Source organism: Paludisphaera sp., from assembly GCF_037189885.1.
Lineage (GTDB): Bacteria > Planctomycetota > Planctomycetia > Isosphaerales > Isosphaeraceae > Paludisphaera.
In genome coordinates, this window is the sequence record NZ_JBBCIR010000082.1 from 1 (window position 1) to 22,069 (window position 22,069).

At 71.5% G+C, this 22,069-nt stretch carries 15 protein-coding genes; 4 read left to right on the forward strand and 11 right to left on the reverse strand.

The window, feature by feature from the left end:
• From WG209_RS20970 to WG209_RS20980, 3 genes are all read right to left on the reverse strand, one after another.
• On the reverse strand, nucleotides 1-239 hold a 239-nt coding region (locus WG209_RS20970), incomplete at its 3' end, for a hypothetical protein (RefSeq protein WP_337177047.1).
• A 105-nt stretch (nucleotides 240-344) separates the two neighbouring features.
• Nucleotides 345-1,280 (reverse strand): hypothetical protein, encoded by a 936-nt coding sequence (locus tag WG209_RS20975; protein ID WP_337177048.1) that lies wholly within the window; start codon nucleotides 1,278-1,280, stop codon nucleotides 345-347.
• 188 nt (nucleotides 1,281-1,468) lie between these two features.
• On the reverse strand, nucleotides 1,469-2,392 hold the full coding sequence (locus WG209_RS20980; protein ID WP_337177049.1) for a biotin-dependent carboxyltransferase family protein: 924 nt from the start codon (nucleotides 2,390-2,392) through the stop codon (nucleotides 1,469-1,471).
• A 188-nt stretch (nucleotides 2,393-2,580) separates the two neighbouring features.
• Here WG209_RS20980 and WG209_RS20985 point away from each other — a divergent pair, with 188 nt between their 5' ends.
• On the forward strand, nucleotides 2,581-3,423 hold the full coding sequence (locus WG209_RS20985; RefSeq protein WP_337177050.1) for a TIGR02452 family protein: 843 nt from the start codon (nucleotides 2,581-2,583) through the stop codon (nucleotides 3,421-3,423).
• A 121-nt stretch (nucleotides 3,424-3,544) separates the two neighbouring features.
• On the opposite strand, the gene WG209_RS20990 is transcribed toward WG209_RS20985, so the two are convergent.
• Nucleotides 3,545-4,900: a LamB/YcsF family protein gene (locus tag WG209_RS20990; RefSeq protein ID WP_337177051.1), complete on the reverse strand. Its 1,356-nt coding sequence runs from the start codon at nucleotides 4,898-4,900 to the stop codon at nucleotides 3,545-3,547.
• A gap of 87 nt (nucleotides 4,901-4,987) precedes the next feature.
• On the opposite strand from WG209_RS20990, the gene WG209_RS20995 reads away from it, so the two are divergent.
• Entirely contained in the window at nucleotides 4,988-6,193 is a 1,206-nt protein-coding gene (locus WG209_RS20995) for a hypothetical protein (protein ID WP_337177052.1), read from the forward strand.
• Here WG209_RS20995 and WG209_RS21000 read toward each other — a convergent pair.
• Complete coding sequence (locus WG209_RS21000) at nucleotides 6,132-7,448, reverse strand: hypothetical protein (RefSeq protein WP_337177053.1); 1,317 nt, start codon at nucleotides 7,446-7,448, stop codon at nucleotides 6,132-6,134. The two genes, WG209_RS20995 and WG209_RS21000, sit on opposite strands and share 62 nt — an antisense overlap.
• Before the next feature lie 447 nt (nucleotides 7,449-7,895).
• On the opposite strand from WG209_RS21000, the gene WG209_RS21005 reads away from it, so the two are divergent.
• Nucleotides 7,896-8,696 carry an enoyl-ACP reductase gene (locus WG209_RS21005; protein ID WP_337177054.1) on the forward strand — a complete coding sequence of 267 codons (801 nt, stop codon included), beginning with the start codon at nucleotides 7,896-7,898 and terminating at the stop codon, nucleotides 8,694-8,696.
• Between the two features lies 1 nt (nucleotide 8,697).
• Nucleotides 8,698-9,096 (forward strand): (deoxy)nucleoside triphosphate pyrophosphohydrolase, encoded by a 399-nt coding sequence (locus WG209_RS21010; protein WP_337177055.1) that lies wholly within the window; start codon nucleotides 8,698-8,700, stop codon nucleotides 9,094-9,096.
• Between the two features lie 242 nt (nucleotides 9,097-9,338).
• Here WG209_RS21010 and WG209_RS21015 read toward each other — a convergent pair whose 3' ends face one another.
• The 6 genes from WG209_RS21015 to WG209_RS21040 form a co-directional block, all read right to left on the reverse strand.
• Complete coding sequence (locus WG209_RS21015) at nucleotides 9,339-12,734, reverse strand: DNA methyltransferase (RefSeq protein ID WP_337177056.1); 3,396 nt, start codon at nucleotides 12,732-12,734, stop codon at nucleotides 9,339-9,341.
• Between the two features lie 55 nt (nucleotides 12,735-12,789).
• Nucleotides 12,790-13,686, reverse strand: coding sequence for a TIM barrel protein (locus tag WG209_RS21020; protein WP_337177057.1), 897 nt, complete (start codon nucleotides 13,684-13,686; stop codon nucleotides 12,790-12,792).
• 271 nt (nucleotides 13,687-13,957) lie between these two features.
• Entirely contained in the window at nucleotides 13,958-15,298 is a 1,341-nt protein-coding gene (locus WG209_RS21025; RefSeq protein ID WP_337177058.1) for a Gfo/Idh/MocA family oxidoreductase, read from the reverse strand.
• 202 nt (nucleotides 15,299-15,500) lie between these two features.
• Nucleotides 15,501-16,835, reverse strand: coding sequence for a Gfo/Idh/MocA family oxidoreductase (locus WG209_RS21030; RefSeq protein WP_337177059.1), 1,335 nt, complete (start codon nucleotides 16,833-16,835; stop codon nucleotides 15,501-15,503).
• Between the two features lie 197 nt (nucleotides 16,836-17,032).
• Nucleotides 17,033-17,698, reverse strand: coding sequence for a hypothetical protein (locus WG209_RS21035; RefSeq protein WP_337177060.1), 666 nt, complete (start codon nucleotides 17,696-17,698; stop codon nucleotides 17,033-17,035).
• A gap of 98 nt (nucleotides 17,699-17,796) precedes the next feature.
• A partial coding sequence (locus tag WG209_RS21040) for a Calx-beta domain-containing protein (protein WP_337177061.1) occupies nucleotides 17,797-22,069 on the reverse strand: 4,273 nt, incomplete at its 5' end.

Below are 22,069 nucleotides of genomic sequence, written 5' to 3' on the forward strand. Positions count from 1 at the left end.
CCCGGGGCGCGACCGCGACGGGGGGCGTCGGGCGACGCCTCGCCTTCCATCGCCTCGCCTTCCATCTCGCCCGGATCCTGGGCCGGCGGGGCCGCCTCGGCGTCGAACCCCGCGCCGCCGAATACCTGGCCGTCGGCGGGCTCGTCCTGGGCGCGAGCGTCGGGGCCGAGCCCGAGCAGGGCCGCCGCCGACGCGATGAGGCCGAAGGCCAGGGCGCGCGGCCGGATCGCGATCGTCATCGTCTCATCCCCCGATATCGTTGCGGTCGAAGTGGCTGCCTTGATTGTGGGCCGCGATGGCGGGCCGGGCAAGGCGCGAGGTCGTCCGCGTCGGGGGAAATGGGGTCAGCGCGCGATCGTGACGGCAAGCTCGGTCGAGGCTGTCCCGCCGGACGTGGCGTCGGCCTGGTAGAGCCGCAGCGTGTAATCGCCCGGGGCGATGGAGTCCGGCAGCGTGACCATCGTGCCGACGTAGACGTCCCGGCGGCGGGCGGGGCGGCGGTCGATCGCGCTGTCGGCGACCTCCCAGACCTTGGCGCCGTCGGCCGGGCGGATCAGCTCGACGCGGGTGGCGACCCGGGCGACGAACTCGCCGCCCTCCTGGCGATACTCCAGGCCCCCCAGCTCGCAGTAGATCAGGGCCGAGCGGCCGGGCCGCAGGGTCCGATCCCTCAGCGGCTCGTAGTTGCCGAAGTCGACGATCTTGCGGCAGAGCTGGACCGTGTCGATGGTCAGCTCGTCGTCGGCCCCTTCCTTATTAATGGGAGGGGCGGCAACGGCGAGCGCGACGGCGTCGGGCGGCTGGGGGATCGGCTCGGGATCCGCCGTCGGGGCGGGGGGAGACGGCGGTGCCGTTGACTGTTCCGCCGGCGCGGAGGCGAGGGGGGGGGCTTCCGCCCCCTCCTCGTCGGTCTCCTCGTCCTCGACTTCAACCTCGACCGGGTCCGAGGCGGTCCGGACGGCCGGGTCGACCTTGGGCGCGGGCTCGTCCGCGGGGGGGGCCATCGTCGGGGGCGCGATCTCCGCCGGGGGGGGGGCGGGGTCGGGCTGAACCGCCGGCTCGGGTGCCCGCGAGGCGGCGGCCTCGGCCTCTCGGATGGCCTCGCGACGGGCTTCCTCGGCGGCCTCGGCCCGGCGCAGGGCGGCGTCGAGCATCGGCGTGGCGACGGGCTCGACCGGCACGTTCGGGAGTTCGACGGGGGGGGCGACGGCCGCCGCGTGGGCCGTCTCGGGGACATCCTTCCGGTCGACGGTCGCGACGGCCCCCGGAGCGTCGGGCACGGCGACGTCCGCGAACCTGTGGAACGGCGATCGGCATCCGGCTGACGCGGCGGCGGCCGTGCAGGCCAAAGCCGCCAGGACGAGCCGGGCTCGGCGAGCATGCGACATCGGACGAACCCCTGCCTATAACCCGAGAGAGGCGACGTGGCGAGGTCGTGATGTACCCCAAGAGGCCCCGATCGGCAAGCTCAACACGCCCCGTCGCGGGCCGCCCAGCGGATCCGATTGGCCCGCGCGTGGAGGGCGTCGCGGCGGTCGCGGTCCAGCCGGCGGGCCTCCGACAGCGTGACGGGGGCGAAGCAGATCGGGTCTCCGGGACGGAGGCGGCCGAGACGGTCGAGGTCGGCCGAGATGACCTGGGCGACGTGCGGATAGCCCCCCATCGTGCCGCACGCGACCCCCAGGACGATCAGCGTCCCCCCCGCCACCTGCGCGGCCCCCGGCGTCACCGGGGCCGAGAGCCGCTCGGGCGTCGGCGTCGCGGCGACCGTCGGGCCTCCCAGCCGCAGCCCCATCCGATTGCTCCGGGGGTCGACCCGGAACGGGGCCCGCGTCAGCTCGTCCGGGTCGAGCAGGAGCGACCAGTCCGGCCCGGGGAGGAGCCGGATCGGGGCCGAGGCGTCGTCCGACGCGACGTCCGCCGGCCGTCGCCAGGCCAGTCGGCCGGGACCGGCGGGGAGGATCTCCCCGGCCTTCAGGGGGGCCTCGGCGGATCGGCTTCCCATCCAGGCTTCCCCGCCGAACCCGCCCGGCGTGGCGAGATACGTCCGAGCGCCGCCCTCCATCCGGCCCACCGCGAGCCGATCGCCCCGCCTCATGGCCGCGCTCCCCGGGACCGCCACCCTTCGCCGCCCCTCCGCGCCAAGTACCTCCGCCTCCACCCTGGCCCCGGCCAGCGCGACGCCGAGGTCGGACAGGGCCTCGAACGTCCCGCCCCGGATCGTCATCTCCAGCGCCGCGAGCCCGGCCGGGTTGCCCGCCAGGGCGTTGGCGATCATGAGCGACTCGCGATCCGCGGCCCCCCCCAGCGGCACCCCGAACGCCCGCGAGCCCGGCCTTCCCAGGTCCTGGATGGTCGTGAAGAAGCCGGGATCGACGACGAGCAGCGACATTCGTGGGGCCCTCTCGATCACTCGCCGGTGGTCGTTTTCCGCCATCCCCGGGACCGCGGGAGTTTGGCTTCGTTCGCGCGCCTTGGTTTCCCGGTGACGCGCGCCAAGTTTCATGTCTATAGTAGTTTGCGGCGGAATCAAGTTGGCTTCGTTCGTCGTATTCGAAGTGGTTTTCCGAGGGGCTCGCCATGAATCGATCGACGCGGGCGGCGATGGCCAGGGAGACGGTCGAGATCGTCGAGCGGGGGGCCTATCGCTCCGAGTCGGGTCGCGCCGTCGACATCGGCGAAGCCGTCCGCGCCTGCCTGGACGGGACGCGATTCCACCCCCCCGAGGAAATCGCCCGGATCCGCGACGAGGAATCGGCGCGGCCGGGGGGCGAAGGGGCCGCGGCCATCGAGGTCGTCAACGAGACGACCCTGGCGGGGGTCTCGCGCGTGCTGTCGCGGGGCGAGGGGCCGGTGGCGGTGTTGAACTTCGCCTCGGCGAAGAACCCCGGCGGCGGGTTCCTCGGCGGCAGCCAGGCGCAGGAGGAATCGCTGGCCCGAAGCTCGGCACTGTATGCGTCGCAGCTGCGTGCCTCGGAATTCCACGAGCGCCATCGGGCGTCCCCATCCTTGCTGTACTCCGACGCCATGATCCTCTCCCCGGCCTGCCCCATATTCCGGGACGACGACGGCCGGCTGCTCGACGAGCCGATGGCGGCGACGTTCATCACGAGCGCGGCCCCGAACGCCGGGGCCATCGCCGCCAACCGGCCGTCGGAGTCGTCGGCCATCCCGGAGACGTTCCGCCGGCGCTCGGAATGCGTGCTGGCCCTGGCGGCGTCCCGGGGATGCCGGCGGCTGGTGCTGGGCGCGTGGGGTTGCGGAGTCTTCCGCAACGACCCCGCCGTGGTGGCCGAGGCGTTCGCCGAGCACCTCTCGCGCGGGCCCTGGGCGGGCCGGTTCGAGCGCGTCGTCTTCTCGGTCCTCGACGCGTCGCCGTCGGGGCCGACGCTCTCGGCGTTCCGGCGGGCGCTGGGCGCGTAGCTTGATCGCCCGGCCCTTCGTGGGGTCGTTTCCGACTTTCGACTTGCCAAGGAGCCGGGGGCCGTCCCCGATGCCGGGAGTCCGGCACGATGGGATGATCGCGGGGTCGGTCGACGAGATTTCATGATTCCGTCGCGATCGGGGAAAAAGCCCGGACGGGGATGGCCAGGGCGTCCAGGATCGCGCGGAGACGGCGGGCGTTGGCGAGGGCCTCGGGGTGGTCGCCGTGGATACAGAGGGTGTCGACGCGGCGCTGGGCGAGCAGGGCGCGGACGTTGGCCGGGAGATCCTCGGCGGCGAGGACGGCGTCCGGGTCGTCGCGGGGGGCGAGGGAGCCGTCGAGGCGGTAAAGGCGGTCGGGGAATCCCTCGGCGATGAAGGCGACCCCGGCGGCGCGGGCGGCCGATTCCAGGGGCGTCCCCGGCTGGCCGAGCAGGGGGAGGCCGAGCGCCACGGCCGCCGCGATCACGCCCCGGGCCGTCTCGTCGCGACGCTGGGCCTGGTTGTAGAGCGCGCCGTGGGGCTTGAGGAAGCGGATCGCCACGCCTTCCTCGTCGGCGAGGCGGCGAAGGTCGGCGCACTGGTCGCGGATCATGGATTCGACCTCGGCCGCCGTCATGTCGCGGTCGCGACGGCCGAACCCTTCGCGGTCGGGGTAGCCGGGGTGGGCGCCGACGACGACGCCCCGGGCGCGGGCGGCCCCGAGGGCGCGGCGGATCGTCTCGGGGTCGCCGGCGTGCGCGCCGCAGGAGATGGAGGCGGAAGTCACGAGGTCGAGCAGGGCCTCGTCGTGGGGGGCGCCTTCGCCGAGGTCGGCGTTCACGTCGATGGGATGGGGGACGGTCATCGGGCCCTCGTCGCGGTCGATGGGGCGGAATCGGACGCGGTCGCCGGCGCGGATGGGGAAGTCGCCGGCGCGGGGGGAGGCGATCTGGAGCGGCGTCCGGCCCAGCAGGTGCCAGCCGCCGGGGGAGGCGGTCGGATAGATGGCGGTCTGGCGGCCGACGATCGCCACCGATCCGGCCGGCACGGTCGTCCGGGGGGACTCGCGCCGGGGCAGCCCGCGGAGGGCGTCGGGCAGGTATCCGGCGTAGGGGAACCCGGGGAGGAAGCCGATGGCGAAGACGCGATACTCCGGGGCGGAGTGCCGCGCGACCAACTCGCCCGGCGACATCCCCAGGCGCGCGGCGGCGTCGGCCAGGTCGGGGCCGTCGTACAGCACGGGGATCTCGTGGAGCGAGCCGGGATCCGCCGGCGCGTCGCCCGGCGACACGGCCCGGAGCGCGGCCTCCAGGGCGTCGAGGTCGCCCAGGTCGGGGTCGGCGATCACGGCGGCCGAGCGATAGGCGAGCACCACGTCGACCGCGCCGGCCGGCTTGCGCGCGCGGACGGCGTCGGCCCAGCGGCGGGCGTCGTCCTCGTCGTCGAACCGGGCGAGGAACGCGCGATCGCCCAGGGGGGCGAGGTCGATCGGCATGTTTCGATTCCTTCGGCCTATCGGTTGCTCCGTCCGCTATGATAGCCGAGGCGAGCGGGCGGGCCGAACCCCGGGGGAGGGCGTGTCATGATCGGCGTTTGGTTGCTGGCGGCGTGCGTGGGGTTGCAGGAGCCGGCGCCGGCCGGGGCGGGGGCCCCGGCGACGACGACGGCGGATCGGGTGGTGTTGAAGGACGGGCGGGAGCTGCTGGGGCTGGTGACCTCGCCGGCGGCCGGGCCGCGCGTCGGGTTCGACATGCTCGTTCGACGCGAGTGGGCCGAGGCCCACGTCCCGGACCTCGCCGCGCGGTGGGTCCGCAACGCCGAGACCATGCGCCGGCCGGCGGTCGCCGAGCGTCGGCGGCGGCTGGCGGCGTGGCGAGCCGAGCGCAAGGCGGCCGTCGGCGAGGACCGCGTCACGACCTGGATCGACGCCGAGCTGAGGCGCATGGAGGAGCCCGGGGCGCTCGATTCGCGCCTCCTGTCGGTGAGGATCGGCCGCGACGGCTGCCGATCGGCCGAGCCCGCGACCGACCCCGATCGTCGGCTGCTCGCCCTGGCGTGGACCAGCAACCTGCCCGACCCGGAGGGCAAATCGCCCGACGAACTCCGAGACGCCGTGGAGGCGCGCGGGTTCCTCGCCGAGGGGACCGATTTCCCGTCGCTCGACGGGCTCACTTCCCTGACGACCGAGCCGGAATCGAAGTGGCTGGCCCGTCGCGCGGCGACGGAGCTGCAGGTCGATCCCGGCCGGCGGTTCATCCGCTATCAGGGCCTCCTGCTCCCCGAGCCGGCCGACGGCGGCAGGCTCGACGCCCGGCTTGATCTGGGCGCGGCGCTGGGGCAGATCGGCCGCCTGCTCGACCCGGACGCCGGGGGGGCCGATCCGCTGGGCCCGGCGCTGGCGGGGATCGCCCGCCAGGGGGGCGTCGGCGCGGTGGTCACGCGGCTGGACATGACGCCCGACCTGAGCCGCGTCGGCGTGGAGATCGCCCTGTGGGTCCGCGAGCCGCGCGGGTGGGTGGAGTACGGGGCCCGGAACGCGGTGGTCCGGCCGGAGGACGTCCCGGCGGGGGACGCGGCGGCGATCGGCGAGGATCCCCAGGTGAAATCGGTCTTCAACATCGCCGAATCGCTGGGCCTCGGCGTCATCACCCCGGAGATGAAGGAGCGCGGGCTCCGCATGGGCGCCGCCACCGAGAGCGCCCTCGGCGCGGCCCGCGCCGCGTTCATCAAGGAACTCGACGCGCTGGCCCTTCCGGTGCTGGAGGGGCCGGCGGCGGGGGCGCGATGAGGTCGCCGCCCGAGGGCCGGATCTTGCGCCGATAGTCCAGCTCGTCCAGGAGGTCGTTCTTCAGGTCGCCGTGGGTGTCGAACGGGCGGGAGCGGTTCTTCGGCATGACGAACTGGTTCCAGAAGATGTCGCCGGCCTGGCCGCCGAGGAAGACCAGGGCCAGGGCCAGCGTCGCCCAGGGCCGCGCCCATCGGCCGACGGCCGCCATGCCCTCGACGAGCAGCAGGTGATACGTCGGAACCAGCGAGAGGATCAGCCGCCCGTGGAACGGGTACTGCCTCAGCGCCGAGACCGCCAGGTGGACGACCAGCGGCGCCAGGACGAGGAACAGCCCCCCGCGCCATCGACGCCCGAGCGAGCCCGCGCCGATCAGGGCCAACGCCGACGCCAGGATGGCCGTCGGGATGAAGCCGAAGGGGGTCAGCACGCTCGCCGGGTTGATGAAGACGTTGGCGACCGTCTCCATCGTGAACCGGGCGTTCTCCCAGCTCCGCGGGGGGATCGGCAGGAACGCGAAGTCCCACCAGACCCAGAGGAAGTCGCGCTTGCTCACGATCGACCGGGAGATCAGGAAGCAGCCCAGGAAGCTGACGAGCCACGCCCCCCCGACGGCCGCGGCCTTCGCCGCGCCGCGAGCGCCCTCGGCCCGCCACGCCCTCGCGACCAGGTGGAGGCCCACGCCGGCCAGCACGAAGACGACCGGGAACGAGAACCACGGCGCGACCGCCCCCCAGATCGCCAGGGCGCGGAGGCGTCGCCGCGTCGGCTCGCCCGGGGCCGGCGGGACGGCGAGCAGCAGCGTCGTCATGGCCGCGACGAGGTCGACCGTGTACGGCTTGATCTCGGCCGAGTAGTAGATGAGATGGTCCGACAGCGCCAGCAGCCACACGGCGATCGGCGCGGCGAGGCGGTCGACGTATCGCCGGGCCAGCGGGGCGACCAGGAACATGCTCAGGACGCCGCAGGCCAGCGGCAACAGCCGGCCCGACGCCCCGACCCACATCGGCAGCCGGACCAGCAGCCGTTCCACGACCAGGAAACCCGGCGGCGCGAGCTGGTCTTGCTTCAACTCGTGGGCGAAGTCGAACACCGGCACGCCGACGAGGTTCGTCAGCAGCGCGACCTCGTCCATGTAGAGCGAGCGGAGCGTGGCGTACTCCCACAGCCGCAGCGCCACGCCCACGGCCACGCCGATCAGGACGATCCGGCCGAGAGGGTCGGACGGGGGGGCGGGGATGGCGGGGGTCGATTCCAACGTCGGCTCGTCTCGTCGGGGCGTGGCGGTTGAGGGGCCGTGGGGCGCGATCCGGGAGCTGCATCATAAACGATCTTCCCCCCTGGAGGGGGAAGACGGACTCCGAAGGAGTCAGATGAGGGGGAGCTTGCCCGCCGAGCATCGGATTTTGCGACCGTTCGCGCGGGCCGTCCGCCCCGGAAGGCCCCTTCGAGCCGCGACGGCCGTCTCGCTCGTCCACCCCTCATCCGGCCCTCCGGGCCACCTTCTCCCTCAAGGGGAGAAGGCCGTTGGGGGGTAGGAGACGGATCAATCGTCGTCTCCGGCATCACGGGCGAGGCGCGCGGGTAAACTGGACGTTGTGGCGTCCGTCGTCGTCCGGGTATTGTACAGGACTTCGCGCGGGACGATGAATCGGGCCGCCGTCGAATTCGTGGATCGCCGAGAAGCCGCCGAGAGGGAGGACCGATGGGACTGTTCACCGGGAAGAAGGGCGTCGTGCTGGGCGTCGCCAACGATTTCAGCATCGCCTGGGCCGTCACCCGCAAGCTGGTGGACGAGGGGGCGGAGGTCGGCTTCACGCACCTGCCCGGCGACAAGATGGAGCGCCGCGTCCGCAAGCTGGCCGAGCCGCTCGGCTCCCGGCTCATCACCCCCTGCGACGTGCAGAAGGACGAGGACATCGCCCGCGTCTTCCGCGAGGCCGGCGAGGTCTACGGCAAGCTCGACTTCGTCCTGCACTCGATCGCCTTCGCGCCGCTGGAAGACCTGAAGTGCGCCTTCGTGGACTCCGGCCGCGAGGGGTTCAAGACCGCGATGGAGATCAGCGCCTACAGCCTGGCCGCCGTCTCGCGCGAGGCCGCCAAGGTCATGCCCGACGGCGGCTCGATCCTCACGCTGACCTATTACGGCGGCGAGAAGGTCGTCCCCGGCTACAACATGATGGGCGTCTGCAAGGCGGCGCTCGACGCCGCGGTGAAGTACCTGGCCTACGACCTGGGGCCCAGGAACATCCGCGTCAACGCCGTCTCCGCCGGCCCGGTGAAGACCCTGGCGGCCTCGGCCGTGGGCGACTTCGACGACCTCTCCGGCCTGTACGACGCCGTCTCGCCGATGCAGCGGAACATCACCCGCGACGAGGTGGGCTCCTCCGGCATGTTCCTGCTGTCCGACCTCGCCAGCGGCATCACCGGCGAGATCATGCACGTCGACTGCGGCTACAACGTCATGGGCTCCCCCGGCCGCGCCCTCGAAAAGGCGAAGGCCTGACGTGCCCGAGGGCGAGCCGACGCTCGTCGGCATCGGGATCATCCGGCGCGTCCCGGACGGCCGGATCCTGATCCGCGAGCGTCCCGCCGGGACGGTTTACGCCGGCTACTGGGAGTTCCCCGGCGGCAAGGTCGAGCCCGGCGAGGCCCCCGACCAGGCCACAGCGCGCGAGTGCCTGGAGGAGACCGGCCTGGCCGTCCTCCCCCACCGCCTCCGCGCCGTGGTCGAGCACGCCTACCCCCACGGCTTCGTCCGCCTCCACTTCTTCGACTGCTCCCCCATCGACCCCGACGCCGCGCCAGACCCCGCCTGCCGCTGGGTCGCCCCGGCCGATCTCCCCGCCTACCGATTCCCCGAGGCCAACGAGGCGATCCTCGCCGAACTGGCCGCGGATGGGTGATGCCCGCCATGAGAGCGTCTTCCCCCCTCGCGGGGGAGGACAGACCGCGCAGCGGTCAGGAGAGGGGGGCGGCGGGCGCGTGGGCCGTCGGAGCGCGGGATGGCCCGCCCGTCCGGCCGTCGCGAACGCCGTCGCCCCGCCTGCTCGGCTTCCCCCTCATCCGGCCCTCCGGGCCACCTTCCCCCGCGAGGGGGGAAGGGCGTTACTGAGAGCCGCCATGGCAAGCGGATCGTCGCCGAATCCTAGGCCGAGGAGGTAGGAGCCGGAACGGGCATCCGGGGCGGGGCCGTCTCCCACATCAACGCGACCTCCTCCGGCGTCAGCCCGTAGGCCTGGTTCACCAGGTCGCTCACCCGATGCTCCAATTCCAACGCCTTCCTCGCCAGCGTCCGCGCCGGCGCGATGGTCCGCTCGTGCTCCTCGCGAAGGCTCTTGAGCCCCGCCAGGCTCAACGGCTTCTTCTTCCCCCGGACCTTCCGAACCTCGGCGACGAAGGCATCGGAATCGAGATCGAGCGGGCTTCGCAGTTTGGTGCTCGGCACCGGGATTTCGTGCTCCGTTCGGAGCCAGTCGAGGAGACCCCGTGTGGTATCCCGCCGAGCTTGAGCGGACTGGATGAGCCGGTCCACGAGGGCCTCGCTCTCCTCTCGTGCTTCGTCGGAGGGCCGTGGGATAGGGTAGCCTTCGAGAAATGAGGTGAAGTAGCGGAGCGCCTCGTCCTTGCCATGCTGAGCCTGGCGCCAGGCGAACCACCATCCGATCGGCGCGTTCAGAACCGCGAGGATCCAGGGGTCAGCGCACGGCAGGAAGTAGATGGTGTTATTCGAGAGTGTGCCCCGCCCGTCCAAGCAGAAATTGGCCTTCCAGGTGATGTCCTGGTAAAAAAGCTTGGGTCCTTCGAATGCTCTCCAGTACGCACACGATCGCAGCTCCCACCAGTTCCGACCCTTGTCCTGGCGCTTGGTCAGGGCCGCCTGAAGCGGCTTCATGCGCCCATGGAGGCTGGGGTATGTCTCGCGGAAGACATCCTCGGCCCGCTCTCCCGCGTCCGCCCACGGCCAGGGATGGTCGCCACTCGACTTAAGGGCGATCATCCAGAGCCCCGCCCAATCGGGCGACCACCTTTCGATATCCTGGCCGCGGAGATACGGCCGGATCACCCCCTCGCATGCCGGGTCGCTGGCGATCAGCGCGTTACGAGTTGGCGTGTCTATGAGAAACGCCTCATTGTACCCCGTCTTAACGCCGTAGTACGGCTTAACGCCAGCAAATTCCGCCAGCGGCACGCCGCGTAACCGTAACTTCGCCATCAGTTCCACGACCGCTTTCGGCTCCAGCGACCATGCCTCGCCAGTCAGCCGGGACCGCTCGACGTCGAACCCCTCGGCCTGGATTTGCTCGGTTAAATCGTCGATGCGGAGTTGTTCGCGGGGGATGGCGCAGACGCGGGTGGTGGCGGGGGCGGGGGCCTCGGTCGGCTTGCGGGCGACGATGATGGAGGGGAAGACGTCCGCGTCCTCGAAGATCTGCTTGGCGTGGCCGAAGTCGATCACCGACTCGACCCAGGACTCCTCGGCGAAGAACCTCCGCAGCGGCTCGCCGTAGGCGGCCTTGAGCCACTTGTTGGTGACGACGAACGAGAGCCGGCCCCCGGGGCGCAGCAGCTTCATCCCCAACTCATAGAAGTAGACGTAGAGGTCGGCGACGCCGTGGTACGTCTTGAAGGCCCCTTGCAGGTAGGGCTTGTAGGGGGCGATCCACTCCTGCCGCACATACGGCGGATTGCCGACGACCACGTCGAACCCGCCCCGCTCGAACACCTCCGGGAAGGCGGCCTCCCAGCCGAACGCCCGGGGATGGACGGCCGGGTCGGCGACGACGCTGTTGCCGACGCGCAGGCCGTGGTCCAGGCTGGTGAGCGCCTTCCCCCGCTGGGCCGTCTTGATCCAGAGGCTCAGCCGGGCGATCTGCGCGGCCTCCCCGTTCAGGTCCACGCCATAGAGGTTGTTCTGGAGGATGCGGCGGTCGAGGTCGAACAGCGTCCGGTGCCCGCGCAGCTCCTCCAGCCGGTCGTTCGATTGCAGGTAGGCGAGGTAGAGCTGTTCGAACGCCTCGATGAGGAACGCCCCGCTGCCGCAGGAGGGGTCCAGGAGCTTGACGCCCGCCAGCTCGTCCTGCCACCCCTCCCAGAAACGGACCAGCGCCGCGCGCTGGGGGCCGTTCAGGGCGGCCGGGTCGTAGGCGCGGGGGTCGGCGAGCACGCGGCGGGCCGTCCCCTCGGCCTCCTCCGCGTGACGGCGGCGGAGGGCGTCGAAGCGGTCGGCGAGCACCGCGCCGAGGGCCTCGCCGACGATGTAGCGGGTGATGAAGGCGGGGGTGTAGAACGCCCCCTCCTTCTTGCGGCGGCTGGCGTGCTCGGCCGGGGCGAGCGGCTTCGTCAGCCCGTCCAGCTCGTTCTTGAGCCGTTCGAGGTCGGTGATGGACTGTTCGAAAATGTGGCCGAGGATGTCGACGTCGACCAGCCGGCCCCGCGTCGGCTCGGCGTCGTCCGTCGCCTCGTGGGGGGGGCGGTAGTCGTACTCGGCGATCTCGCGGAAGTAGCCGCAGACCTCGTCGGGGACGTCGAGCCGGTCGAGGACGGGGTCGTCGGCGAACAGGCCCCCGTTGTAGGCCGGGATGTTCAGCGCGGGATTGCCGAGGTTCATCGCCCGGAACAGGCCCCGGAAGTTGTCCCAGACGGGCCGAGGGTTGTAGGGGTCGGCGTGGCCGTAGGCGCGGGCGATGGTCTCGCCGGGGAGGAGGCCGCGGTCCTCGCAGAAGGCGCAGAAGAGGACGCGGTCCAGGATCTTCTGCGTGGCGGCCAGGACCTCGCGCGGGCCGAGGGCCGGGTTCGCCCGCCGGAGGTGCTCGAAGGCGTCCTCCCGCATGTTCGCGTAGCGGACGTAGAACTCCCGCGTCAGCTCGCGGCCAACCCTCTCCGAATCGGCGAGCAGGTCATGGAGATGGCAGCGCCCGGGACGATTGGGGAAGCTGGATGGGGGGGGGGGGGGGACGACGCGATCGGCGCCCAGGAGGAAGACGAACCGGCGGAACTGGGCGTCGTCGTGGGCGAGGGCCTTGATGTCGAACCGCTCGTAGGTGTACTGGTCGGAGCCCTTGTGGTAGAGCCGGGTCTGCCGCATGGAGGTGACGACGAGCCAGTCGCACGGCAGGTTGATGGCGTAGCGATACGCCTGGTCCACGGCCGACATCCCGCGCCCGGCGAACGGGCGGTCGAGCGGATCCCTCGGCCCCTTCCCCTCGACGACGACCGCCACCCGCCCCGGCGCGGGGGCCAGATCGCCGAGCACGGCGTCGGCGTACTTGCCGTCCACCTGCACGTACTTCTCGCGAGAGAAGGTGTAGCGATCCCTGTCGTCGACGGCCCGCGTGTAGCCCAGGACGCCGCGGAAGACGTCGGTCAGGAAATCCGGCAGGAGTTCCTGCTCCTTGAGCGAGTCGGCCTGGGGCGAGCCGAGCAGGTCGGCCCAACGCCGCAGGATCTCGCGCGCGGAATCCGCGCCCCCGGGGAGCTGGAACCCGGCCAGGCGCGGCCGGAGTACGTCGGGGCGGAAAAGGGGCTTGGCTTCGACCGGCACGCGGCGACCCTCGGGCGATCGGGGCGCCCGCGAGGGGCGCCCCCGATAGAGGACATCAGACGATGCAGAGATCCACGGCTTCCGCGAGGCTCGTCAGCGGGTCGCGGGTGGGGATGAATTCATGGGCGAAGAAGACGTCGTCGTTGGTGTCGGCGATGGCGCGGGCGATGGCCTTGTAGTTGAGTTCCTGGGTGTCGTCCAGCTCGTTCCGGCCGGGGTTGCCGCCGGTGTGGTAGTGGCCGAAGGCGGCGTGGTCCCGCTCGATGGTGCGGATCACGTCCCCTTCCATGATCTGCATGTGGTAGATGTCGTACAGCAGCTTGAAGTTGTCCGAGCCGACGCGCTTCACCAGCTCGACGCCCCACTTGCTGTTGTCGCACATGTAGTCGGCGTGGTCGACCTTGCTGTTGAGCAGCTCCATGTTGAGGATCACGTTGGCCTTCTCGGCGATCGGGACGATCTCCTTGAGTGCCTTGACGCAGTTGTCCATGCCGACCTTGTCGTCGATCCCCCGGCGGTTGCCGGAGAAGCAGATGACGTTCTTCCACCCTTCCTTCGAGGTCGCCTCGATGGCGGCGGCGGCCGACTCGATCGACGCCTTGTGGAACTGGGGGTCGCAGAGGCCGTCGGTCAGCTTGCCGGAGCCGACCATCGTGCAGACCAGGCCGTGCTTCTTGAGCGTCTCGAAGTCGGCCGGGCCGAGCAGGTCGATCCCGACAAGGCCCATTCCGACGGCCGCCGAGCAGAGGTCGTCGAGCGAGATCTTGCCGTAGCACCAGCGGCAGACCGACTGCTTCAGCCGCCCCTCGGCGGCCGACCTCTTGCCGGCCGGCGCGGACGCGGACGCGGACGCGGCGCCCGCGCCCCCCAGCACGACGCCGGCGGCGACGGTCGCCGCGGCCCCGCGGAACAGCTCGCGGCGGGACGATTCGGATGCGGACGGGCGGGTCATGGAGAGGTCCTCGATTGCAAGAGAATGGATGTTCGCGAATAGCGGGACCGCCGTCACGAACGGTCTTCCCCCCTGGTGGGGGAAGACAGACCGCGAAGCGGTCAGATGAGGGGGCGGTTGCCCGCGGAGTCCCGGATTTCGAAACCCCGCCCAGGGCGCCGGCCTTGGGGGAAGCCTCCGCGATCCCCAAAGGCCGTCTCGCTCGTCCCCCCCTCATCCGGCCCTCCGGGCCACCTTCCCCCACCAGGGGGGAAGGGCGTTTGAATCCGGCTCAGGCGTCGGCAGGGTGGGTCCAGGGCTCGCGGTAGGGCTTCTTGAGCAGGGCGCGGGCCTCGTCGTCGCCGATGATCGTATGGTTCTCGGGGTCCCAGGCGACGGAGCGCCCGAGATTCATCGAGAGGTTCGCCAGGAGGCAGGCGGTGGTGCTGAGGTAGCCTTGCTCGATGTCCGCGACGGGCTTGCCCCGGGTGGCGATCGCCGAGAGGAAGTCCAGCATGTGGTAGCGGACGGCCGGGGCGACGTGGCGCTCCAGGTCCTTCTCGGTCTTGTCTTCCGGGAACTCCTCCAGCTCCATCGTCACGTCGCGATGGATCGGGGTGCCCTCGTTGGGGATGAAGTCATAGCCGTTGAGGCCGAACTTCAGCGTCCCCTTGTCGCCGTGGATCGTCCCGCCCCAGGGGTACTTGGGGTCGGGGCTGGAGCCCCACGTCCGGTGCTGCCAGACGACGTCGACGTCGCCGAACTTGAAGGTGGCGACCTGGGTGTCGCTGATGTCCCGCGGCCCCTGGCGCGGCATCTTGATCCCGCCGATCGACGAGACCGACTTCGCCGCGCCGAGGTCCAGCATCCAGCGGATCGCGTCCAGCATATGGATCGCCATGTCGCCGACGATCCCGTTGCTGAACTCGGTGTACCCACGCCAGCCGCGCGGGTGGATGCTGGGGTTGTACGCCCGCATCTTGGCGGGGCCGACGTACGTCTCCCAGTCCAGGTAGTCCGGCGGGGGCCCCTCGGTGACGGGGCCGCCCCCGGAGTGGTAGTAGCAGTAGCACTCGGCGAACGCGATCCGGCCGAGCTTCCCTTCCTTGATGATGGCGTCGCGCGCCTCGATCAGGTGGGGCGTGCTCCGGCGCTGGGTGCCGACCTGCACCACACGGCCGTGCTTGCGAGCGGCCCTGAGCATCGCCGTCCCCTCGGCGACGTCGTGGCTGATGGGCTTCTGGCAGTAGACGTCGGCCCCGGCCTCGATCGCCGCGATCGCGTGCAGCGCGTGCCAGTGGTCGGGGGAGCCGACCAGGACGATGTCGAGATCCTTCTCCTTGAGCATCTCCCTGTGGTCGCCGTAGGTACGCGGCTTCTTCTTCGAAGCCTGGCGATGGGAGACGATCTCGGCGGCCTCTTCGACCATCCGCTTGTCGACGTCGCACAGCGAGACGACCTCGACGGGGGCGACCTGGATCAGCCGCAGCAGGTCGACCTTGCCGTACCAGCCCGGCCCGATCACCCCGACCCGCTTCACCGGCTGATCGGCGACCTCCTCGGCCTTGGCCCGAAACGCCGCCGGCAAGGCCAGCCCGGCCGCGCCCGTCCTGAGAAACCCGCGACGGTCCATGCGTCGATTCCTCCCAGCATTCCCATCGGTTCGTCGAACCTCGCTCACGCCCCACTCTAGCCCCTCGCGGGCGCGGGGGCGAGGGGCTACAGCCTTTCGGGCGCGGCGTCGAACGGCGACCGCGCGCGGGCCGGGGCGGGGCGCCCGCGAGGGGCGCCCCGCGAAGTCGCGGGCTCCGGGTCGGTGAACCACGCCGACGGGCTCAGGCGACGACTTCGTAACCGGCGCGCTGGGGGCGGGTGAGGAAGGCGTTGGCCTGGTCGTCGCCGACGATGGCCTCCTTCTCGGGATCCCAGGTCAGCTTGCGGTTGCCCAGGCGGATGGCGATGTTGGCCAGGTGGCAGGTGGTCAGGGAGCGGTGGTGGCTCCAGACGTCGGCGGCGGGCTTGCCGCGGTCGGCGCAGCAGGCGAAGAAGTTCTCCATGTGCCCGTCCAGCGGCTTGCCGTGCCGCAGCTCGCGCAGGAGCGACTCGGGGACCGGGTCGCGGTAGAGCCCGGCGACGGCGCCCCCTTCCAGGTCGATGCGGTCGCGGGTGACGAAGATCTTGCCGTGCTCGCCTTCGAAGAGCGCGCCGTTCTCGGTGTCGTCGCGGATGATGAGCGGGACGCCGTCGGCGAAGGTGGCCTTGATCTGGAACGTCGTGGCGGTGTTGTAGCGGTCGGAGGCCTCGGGCCAGCCGTCCTTGAAGGCGACGGGGAGTTCGGCCCGCTCGACCTCGATCGTGGTCGGGCCGGTGTCGTCCTTGGCCAGCCCCCAGTGGGCGACGTCGACGTGGTGGGCGCCCCAGTCGGTGAGCTTGCCGCCGGAATACTCGTACCACCAGCGGAAGTCGGCGTGGCAGCGCTTGGGGGTGTAGTCGACCATCGGGGCCTGGCCCAGCCAGAGGTCCCAGTTGAGGCCCGGGGGCGGCGTCTCGGGGGGGAGCGGGCCGGAGGAGGGGCCCGCGCCGATGGCCGCGGTGACCTTCCGGATCTTGCCGATCCGCCCGGAGCGGACCAGGGCGACGGCCAGCAGGAACACCTTGTTGTGGTCGCTGCGCTGCTGGGTGCCGACCTGGAGGATCCGCTTCGTCTCCTCGACGACCTGGCGGAGCTTCTTCCCCTCGTCGATGGTGAGGGTCAGCGGCTTCTCGCAGTACACGTCCTTGCCCGCCTTCATGGCGTCGATGCAGATCTTGGTGTGCCAGTGGTCGGGCGTGCCGACGATGACGGCGTCGACGTCGTCGCGATCGAGGATCGCGCGGTAGTCCTCGTGGATGTCGGCCTGCTTCTTGCCGATCCGGTCGTGGTCGCGGGCCCGCTCGGCGTGGGCGCGGTCGACGTCGGCGATCGCGACGAAATCGCCGAAGCGCGACGCGGAGATGGCGTCCCACGTCCCCTGGCCGCCGGCGCCGATCAGCGCCAGCCGGGGCCGGTCGTTCCTCGCGCGGATCGCGGCCGAGGCGACCCGGGGCGTCTCACCCAGCGCCGCGAGCGTCGCCCCGGAGGCCGCCACCTTCAAGAACTCCCGCCGACCGCCGCCGCTCCTCGCGAACATCGCCTAGCCTCCGATCGGGGACGCGGAACAAATCTCCAACCCCGGCGAACATACCCGTCGCGGCGCGACCGCTCAAGGACGTGGCGCGACGGGGGGGCGTCGTCGCGACCTCGGTGGTTCATCCCGAAGGAGACGGGGGAGGGGGAGGCTTGACGCCCGGCGGGACGGCGCTCGCCGTCCCGCCGCGGTGGGGACGGTCAGCGGGGGGGGCGCCGTCGGAGGATGGGGAGCAGGACGAGGGAGGCGGTCGCCGCCATGATGATGGTCGAGGGCTCGGGGATGACTCCCGGGGCGGTGGCGTTGATCGTGAACCGGCCCGACTGGAGCACGTCGTCCAGGGCCTCGAACGAGGCGAGGGTGAAGTTGACGAACGACGGATCCGTGTCGAAGTCCTCGATCGCGACGACCGTGGTCCCGGCCGCCTGGGCCGTGAAGGTGAACGTGCCCAGCCACAGGGCGACCACGCCCGGCGACCGCTCGACGCCCTGGGCGGGCGAGGAGCCGAAATCGACGTCCTCAAGCAGCCAGGCCTCGCCCGGGTCCGCGCCCGTCTCCAGCGTGAAGGCGGAGTCGAAGGCCGGGTTATTCTGGATGTCGGTCGGGGCGAGGACCTGGGACGGGTCCGACGCGCCATAAGCCAGGCGGAAGCCGGCCGAGATGAGCCCGGCGTCCGTCCCCATGAGCTGGGACGCCTCGCCGTCGGTCGCCTCCTCGACGAGGTAGATCCGGACCGCGACCGTCTCGCCGACGTTCACGGAATAATTCGACTGTTCGGCGGCCAGGCTGTAGACCAGGGCACCGCGGGCCGCCGGGGCGCCGAATGCGAGCGGGAGGGTCAGGAGCCAGAGATGGCGGATTTTCATGGCGTTTTGCTCTCGTTCCAGGGGCGAGGTCGGTGATGATGGGTCGCCGCGTCGGGGGGCGGGAGTCGGGGCCTCCCGCCCACCGACGGCCGTAAGGCTCAGGACTTTTTCAGGGTCTTGCGGTAGTTGACGAGGAAGGCCGTGGTGTCCACGGCATCCACGTCGCCGTCCCCGTCGGAGTCGAGGGCGGAGAGGTAGCCGGCGAGGCCGCGGAGCCGGTGGAGCGCCGCGTAATCCGCCGCGTCGACGTCCCGGTCGCCGTCGAGGTCTCCGAAGAAGCGGTACAGTTCGAAGATCGCCGCGTCATTGGCCGTCCCATCCCCGTCGGCGTCGAGAGGCTGGCCCGCCGCGTCCGCCACCTTATCCGCCAGGATGGTCAGGGTATAGTTCCCGTCGGCCAGCGACCCGCCGACGATCCCCGCGCCGGTGAAGGTCAGGACGACGACCGTGCGACCGGCCTCGACCCGGGATTGCGCCTGAAGGGCGACGGGCGAGCCGTCGGCCCGCCGCAACTCGAACGCGCCCGGGGCGAGCGTCACCTCCTCGCTGAACGTGACGGTCAGCGAGCGGACCATGGAGCGCTGGGCGGTCCCGTCGTCGACGACGATGGACGCGACGGTGGGGGCCGGGTCGGCCTCGCGATCGTCGTTGACGATCGTGCCGACCCCCACCCCGTCGGCGATCGTCGCGCCGGTCGGCGAGGAGAGGTTGACGACGAAGGTCTCGTCGGACTCGACCGCAACGTCTCCCTTGACCCGGACGACGACGGTCCTGGTCGTCTCGCCGGGGGCGAAGGTGACGGTCCCTGACGCCTCCTCGTAGTCGTCGCCGGCCGCGGCCGCGCCGTCGGCCGTCGCGTATCGGACCGTGACCGCCTTGCCGCTGGGCGCGGAGAGGCTGATCGTGAAGACGGCGTCGACCGTCCCCGAATCCCCCTCGCTCACGGTCGCGTCGCCGACGGAGATCGTGGGCGCCGGGTCGTCGTCGCGGATGGTCCCGGCCCCGACGCCGGAGGCGACGTTCGCGCCGGTCGCGCCGGAGAGCGCGACCGAGAACGTCTCGTCGTCCTCGTGGAGCAGGTCGCCGCGGACCAGGACGGTGATCGTCTTGCTGGTCTCGCCCGCGGCGAAGGTGATCGCGCCGGAGGCGGCCTCGAAGTCGACGCCGGAGGTCGCCGTGCCGGAGGAGGTCCAGTACTCGACCGTCACCGGGCTGGCGCTCGCGGCGGAGAGGGTCACGGTGAAGGAGGCGGCGACCGTCCCGGCATCCCCCTCGGTCACGCTCGCGTCGCCGATCGAGAGGCTGGGGACGCCCTCGTCGTCGAGAATCGTGCCGACGGCCTCGGCGCGGGCGATCGTCGCGTTGGTCGCGTCCGAGAGCGTCACGCGGAACGCCTCGTCCGGTTCGACCACCAGGTCGCCCAGGACGTTCACGAAGATCGTCTTGGTGGTCTCGCCCGGGGCGAAGGCGATCGTCCCGGAGGCGGCCTCGAAGTCGACGCCGGAGGTCGCCGTGCCGGAGGAGGTCGCGTACCTCACCGTGATCGCCTTGCCGCTGGGGGCGGAGAGCGAGACCGTGAAGGCGGCCGGGGTGGTCCCGGAGTCCCCCTCGCCGACGGTCCGATCGGCGATCGAGATCGTCGGCGGGGCGTCGTCGTCCAGGATCGTCCCCGTCCCGGCGGCCTGGCCGGCGGCGATCGTGGCGTTGGTCGGGTCGGAGATCGTCACCGTGAACGTCTCGTTGTCCTCGTCGAGCAGGTCGCCGGTGACGTTCACGACGATGGTCTTGCTGGTCTCGCCCGGGGCGAAGGTCAGCGTGCCGGAGGCGGCCGCGAAGTCGACGCCCGACGTGGCCGTGCCGGACGACGTGGCGTAGGCGAGCGTCACCTCCCTGGAGCTGGCGGCGGAGAGGGTCACGGTGAAGGTGGCGGCGACGGCCCCCGAGTGCCCCTCCCCCACGGACACGGAGCCGATCGCGAGGCTGGGGACGGCGTCGTCGTTGCGGATCACGCCGGTCGCCGAGGCCGTCGCCAGGACGGCGTTGATCGGGCTCGAGAGCACGAGCCGGAAGTCCTCGTCGTCCTCGACCAGCACGTCGCCCGCGACCCGGACGCGGACGACCTTTGTCGTCTCGCCGGGGTTGAAGGTCAGCGCGCCGGAGACGGCCGCGTAGTCGGACCCGGCCGTCGCCGCGCCGTCGGCGGTGGCGTAGTCCACGGTCACGGGCCTCGTCGAGGCGTGGTCGAGCGAGACCACGAAGTCGAAGGTCCGCTCCCCGGAGTCCCCCTCGGCCGCGGAGACGCCCGCGACCCGCAAGGAGCCGTCGTCGTTGCGGATGGTCACGGTCGCCCGGGAGTCGGCGATCAGGGCCGCCGTGGCGTCGCTCAGGTCGACGTGGAATTGCTCGTCGGCCTCGGAGGCCGTGTCGCCGATCACCGGGATCGCGATCGTCTTGACGGTCTCGCCGGGGGCGAAGGTCAGCGTCCCGGAGACGGCCGCGTAGTCGGACCCGGCCGTCGCGGTCGCGTTCGCGGTGACGTACCGGACCGTCACCGCGGACGTGCTGGCGACGGAGAGCCGCACGGTCGCCAGGGCCGTCGTGGTCCCCGAGTCCCCCTCGACGATCGCGAGGTCGTCGATCGAGATCGTCGTGTCGTCGTTGTAGATGGTCCCCGTCGCCTCGCCGTCGACGATCGTCGCGTTGGTCGGCTCGGAGAGCCTCGCGAGGAACGTCTCGTGCGCCTCGGGGGCGGCGTCGCCCAGGATCGGGACGAGGACCACCTTGCTGGTCTCGCCGGGGGCGAAGGTGAGCGTCCCGGAGACGGCCGTGTAGTCGGAGCCCGCCTGGGCCGTGCCGTCGGCGGTGGCGTACTTCACCGAGACGGTCTTCGTGGTCGCGTGGGGGATGTAGACCGTGAACTGGAGGTTCCTGGTCCCCGAGTCCCCCTCGGCGATCGCGGCGTCGAGGACGCGGAACTCCGCGTCGTCGTTGCGGATGGTCGCCGTCCCCCGCGACTTGGCGAACGCGGCGTTGACCGCGTTGGAGAGATCGACGAAGAACGTCTCGTCGGCCTCGGCGGCCGAGTCGCCGCGGACCAGGACGGTGATCGTCTTGCTGGTCTCGCCGGCGGCGAAGGTCAGCGTCCCGGTGGCCGTGTCGTAGTCGGAGGGGGCGACGGCCGCGCCGTTGGCGGTCGCCCAGTTGACGCTGATCGGAAGGCTGCTCGCCGAGGATAGGGTCACGGTGAAGACGACCTGGGTGGTCCCCGAATCCCCCTCCGTCACGACCACGTCGTCGATCGAGACGCGGGCGTCGTCGTTGAGGATGGTTCCCTGGCCGACGGCGTCGGCGATCGTGGCGTTGGTCGCGGAGAGCAGCTCGATGGAGAACGTCTCGTTCGCCTCGCCGTCGTCGTCGGCCGCGACCCTGACCGTGATGGTCTTGGTGGTCTCGCCGGCCGCGAACGTGATCGTCCCCGAGGCCGCGGTGTAGTCCGTCCCCGCCGCCGCCGTGCCGTCGACGGTCCGGTACGTCACCGTGACGGGCTGCGTGGTCGCCTCGGAGAGCGTCACGGTGAAGACGAAGTCGGTCGTCCCGCCGCCGCTCCCCTCGGCCCGGGCGACGTCGCCGATCGCCATCGTCGCCGACGTGTCGTCGTTGAGGATCGTGACGACCGCCTCGCCGTCGGTGATCGTCTGGCCCGACGACGGGCTGCTCAGCACGACCCGGAACGTCTCGTTCCCCTCGACGGTCCTGTCGCCGACGATCGGGACCACGATCACCCGCGAGGTCACGCCGGGGGCGAAGTAGACATAGCCGGAACGGCCGACGTAATCCGAGCCGTCCGTCGCCGTCCCGTCGGCCGTCTGGTGGTAGACGTACGACTGGTTCGCCGCCGCCGCGTCCAGCAGGACGGTGACGAAGGCCCTGTCCGTGCCGATCGTCGGCGTCGGCGCCGTCGCCAGGTCGACCACGCGGAAGCCGTAGACGCCGGTCGCCTCCCCGTTGCCGTCGACCACCACCCGATACTGGCCCGAGCGGGGCAGCGTCAGCGAGTGCAGATCGCCGGAAGAGGTGTGGAGCGTGTTGCCCAGGTCGTCGAGAAGACGCAGCTGGATCGTGCCCCCCAGGTTGCTCCGCAGGTCGATGGCGATCCGCTGGCCGGCCGCGCCGCTGAAGGTGTACTCGTCGACCTCGCCCGGCTCGGCGATGGTCGACTCGACGACCGTCCCCAGGGCCATGGGGGCCGTGGCCGTCTCGGGGGTGAGGACGCGGAAGCCGTAGGCGAAGGGCGAGGAGGCGTTGGAGCCGAGGAAGGCCAGGACGTAGCGGCCGGTCGCCGGCAGCTCGACCTCGCCGTCGGAGGTGGCG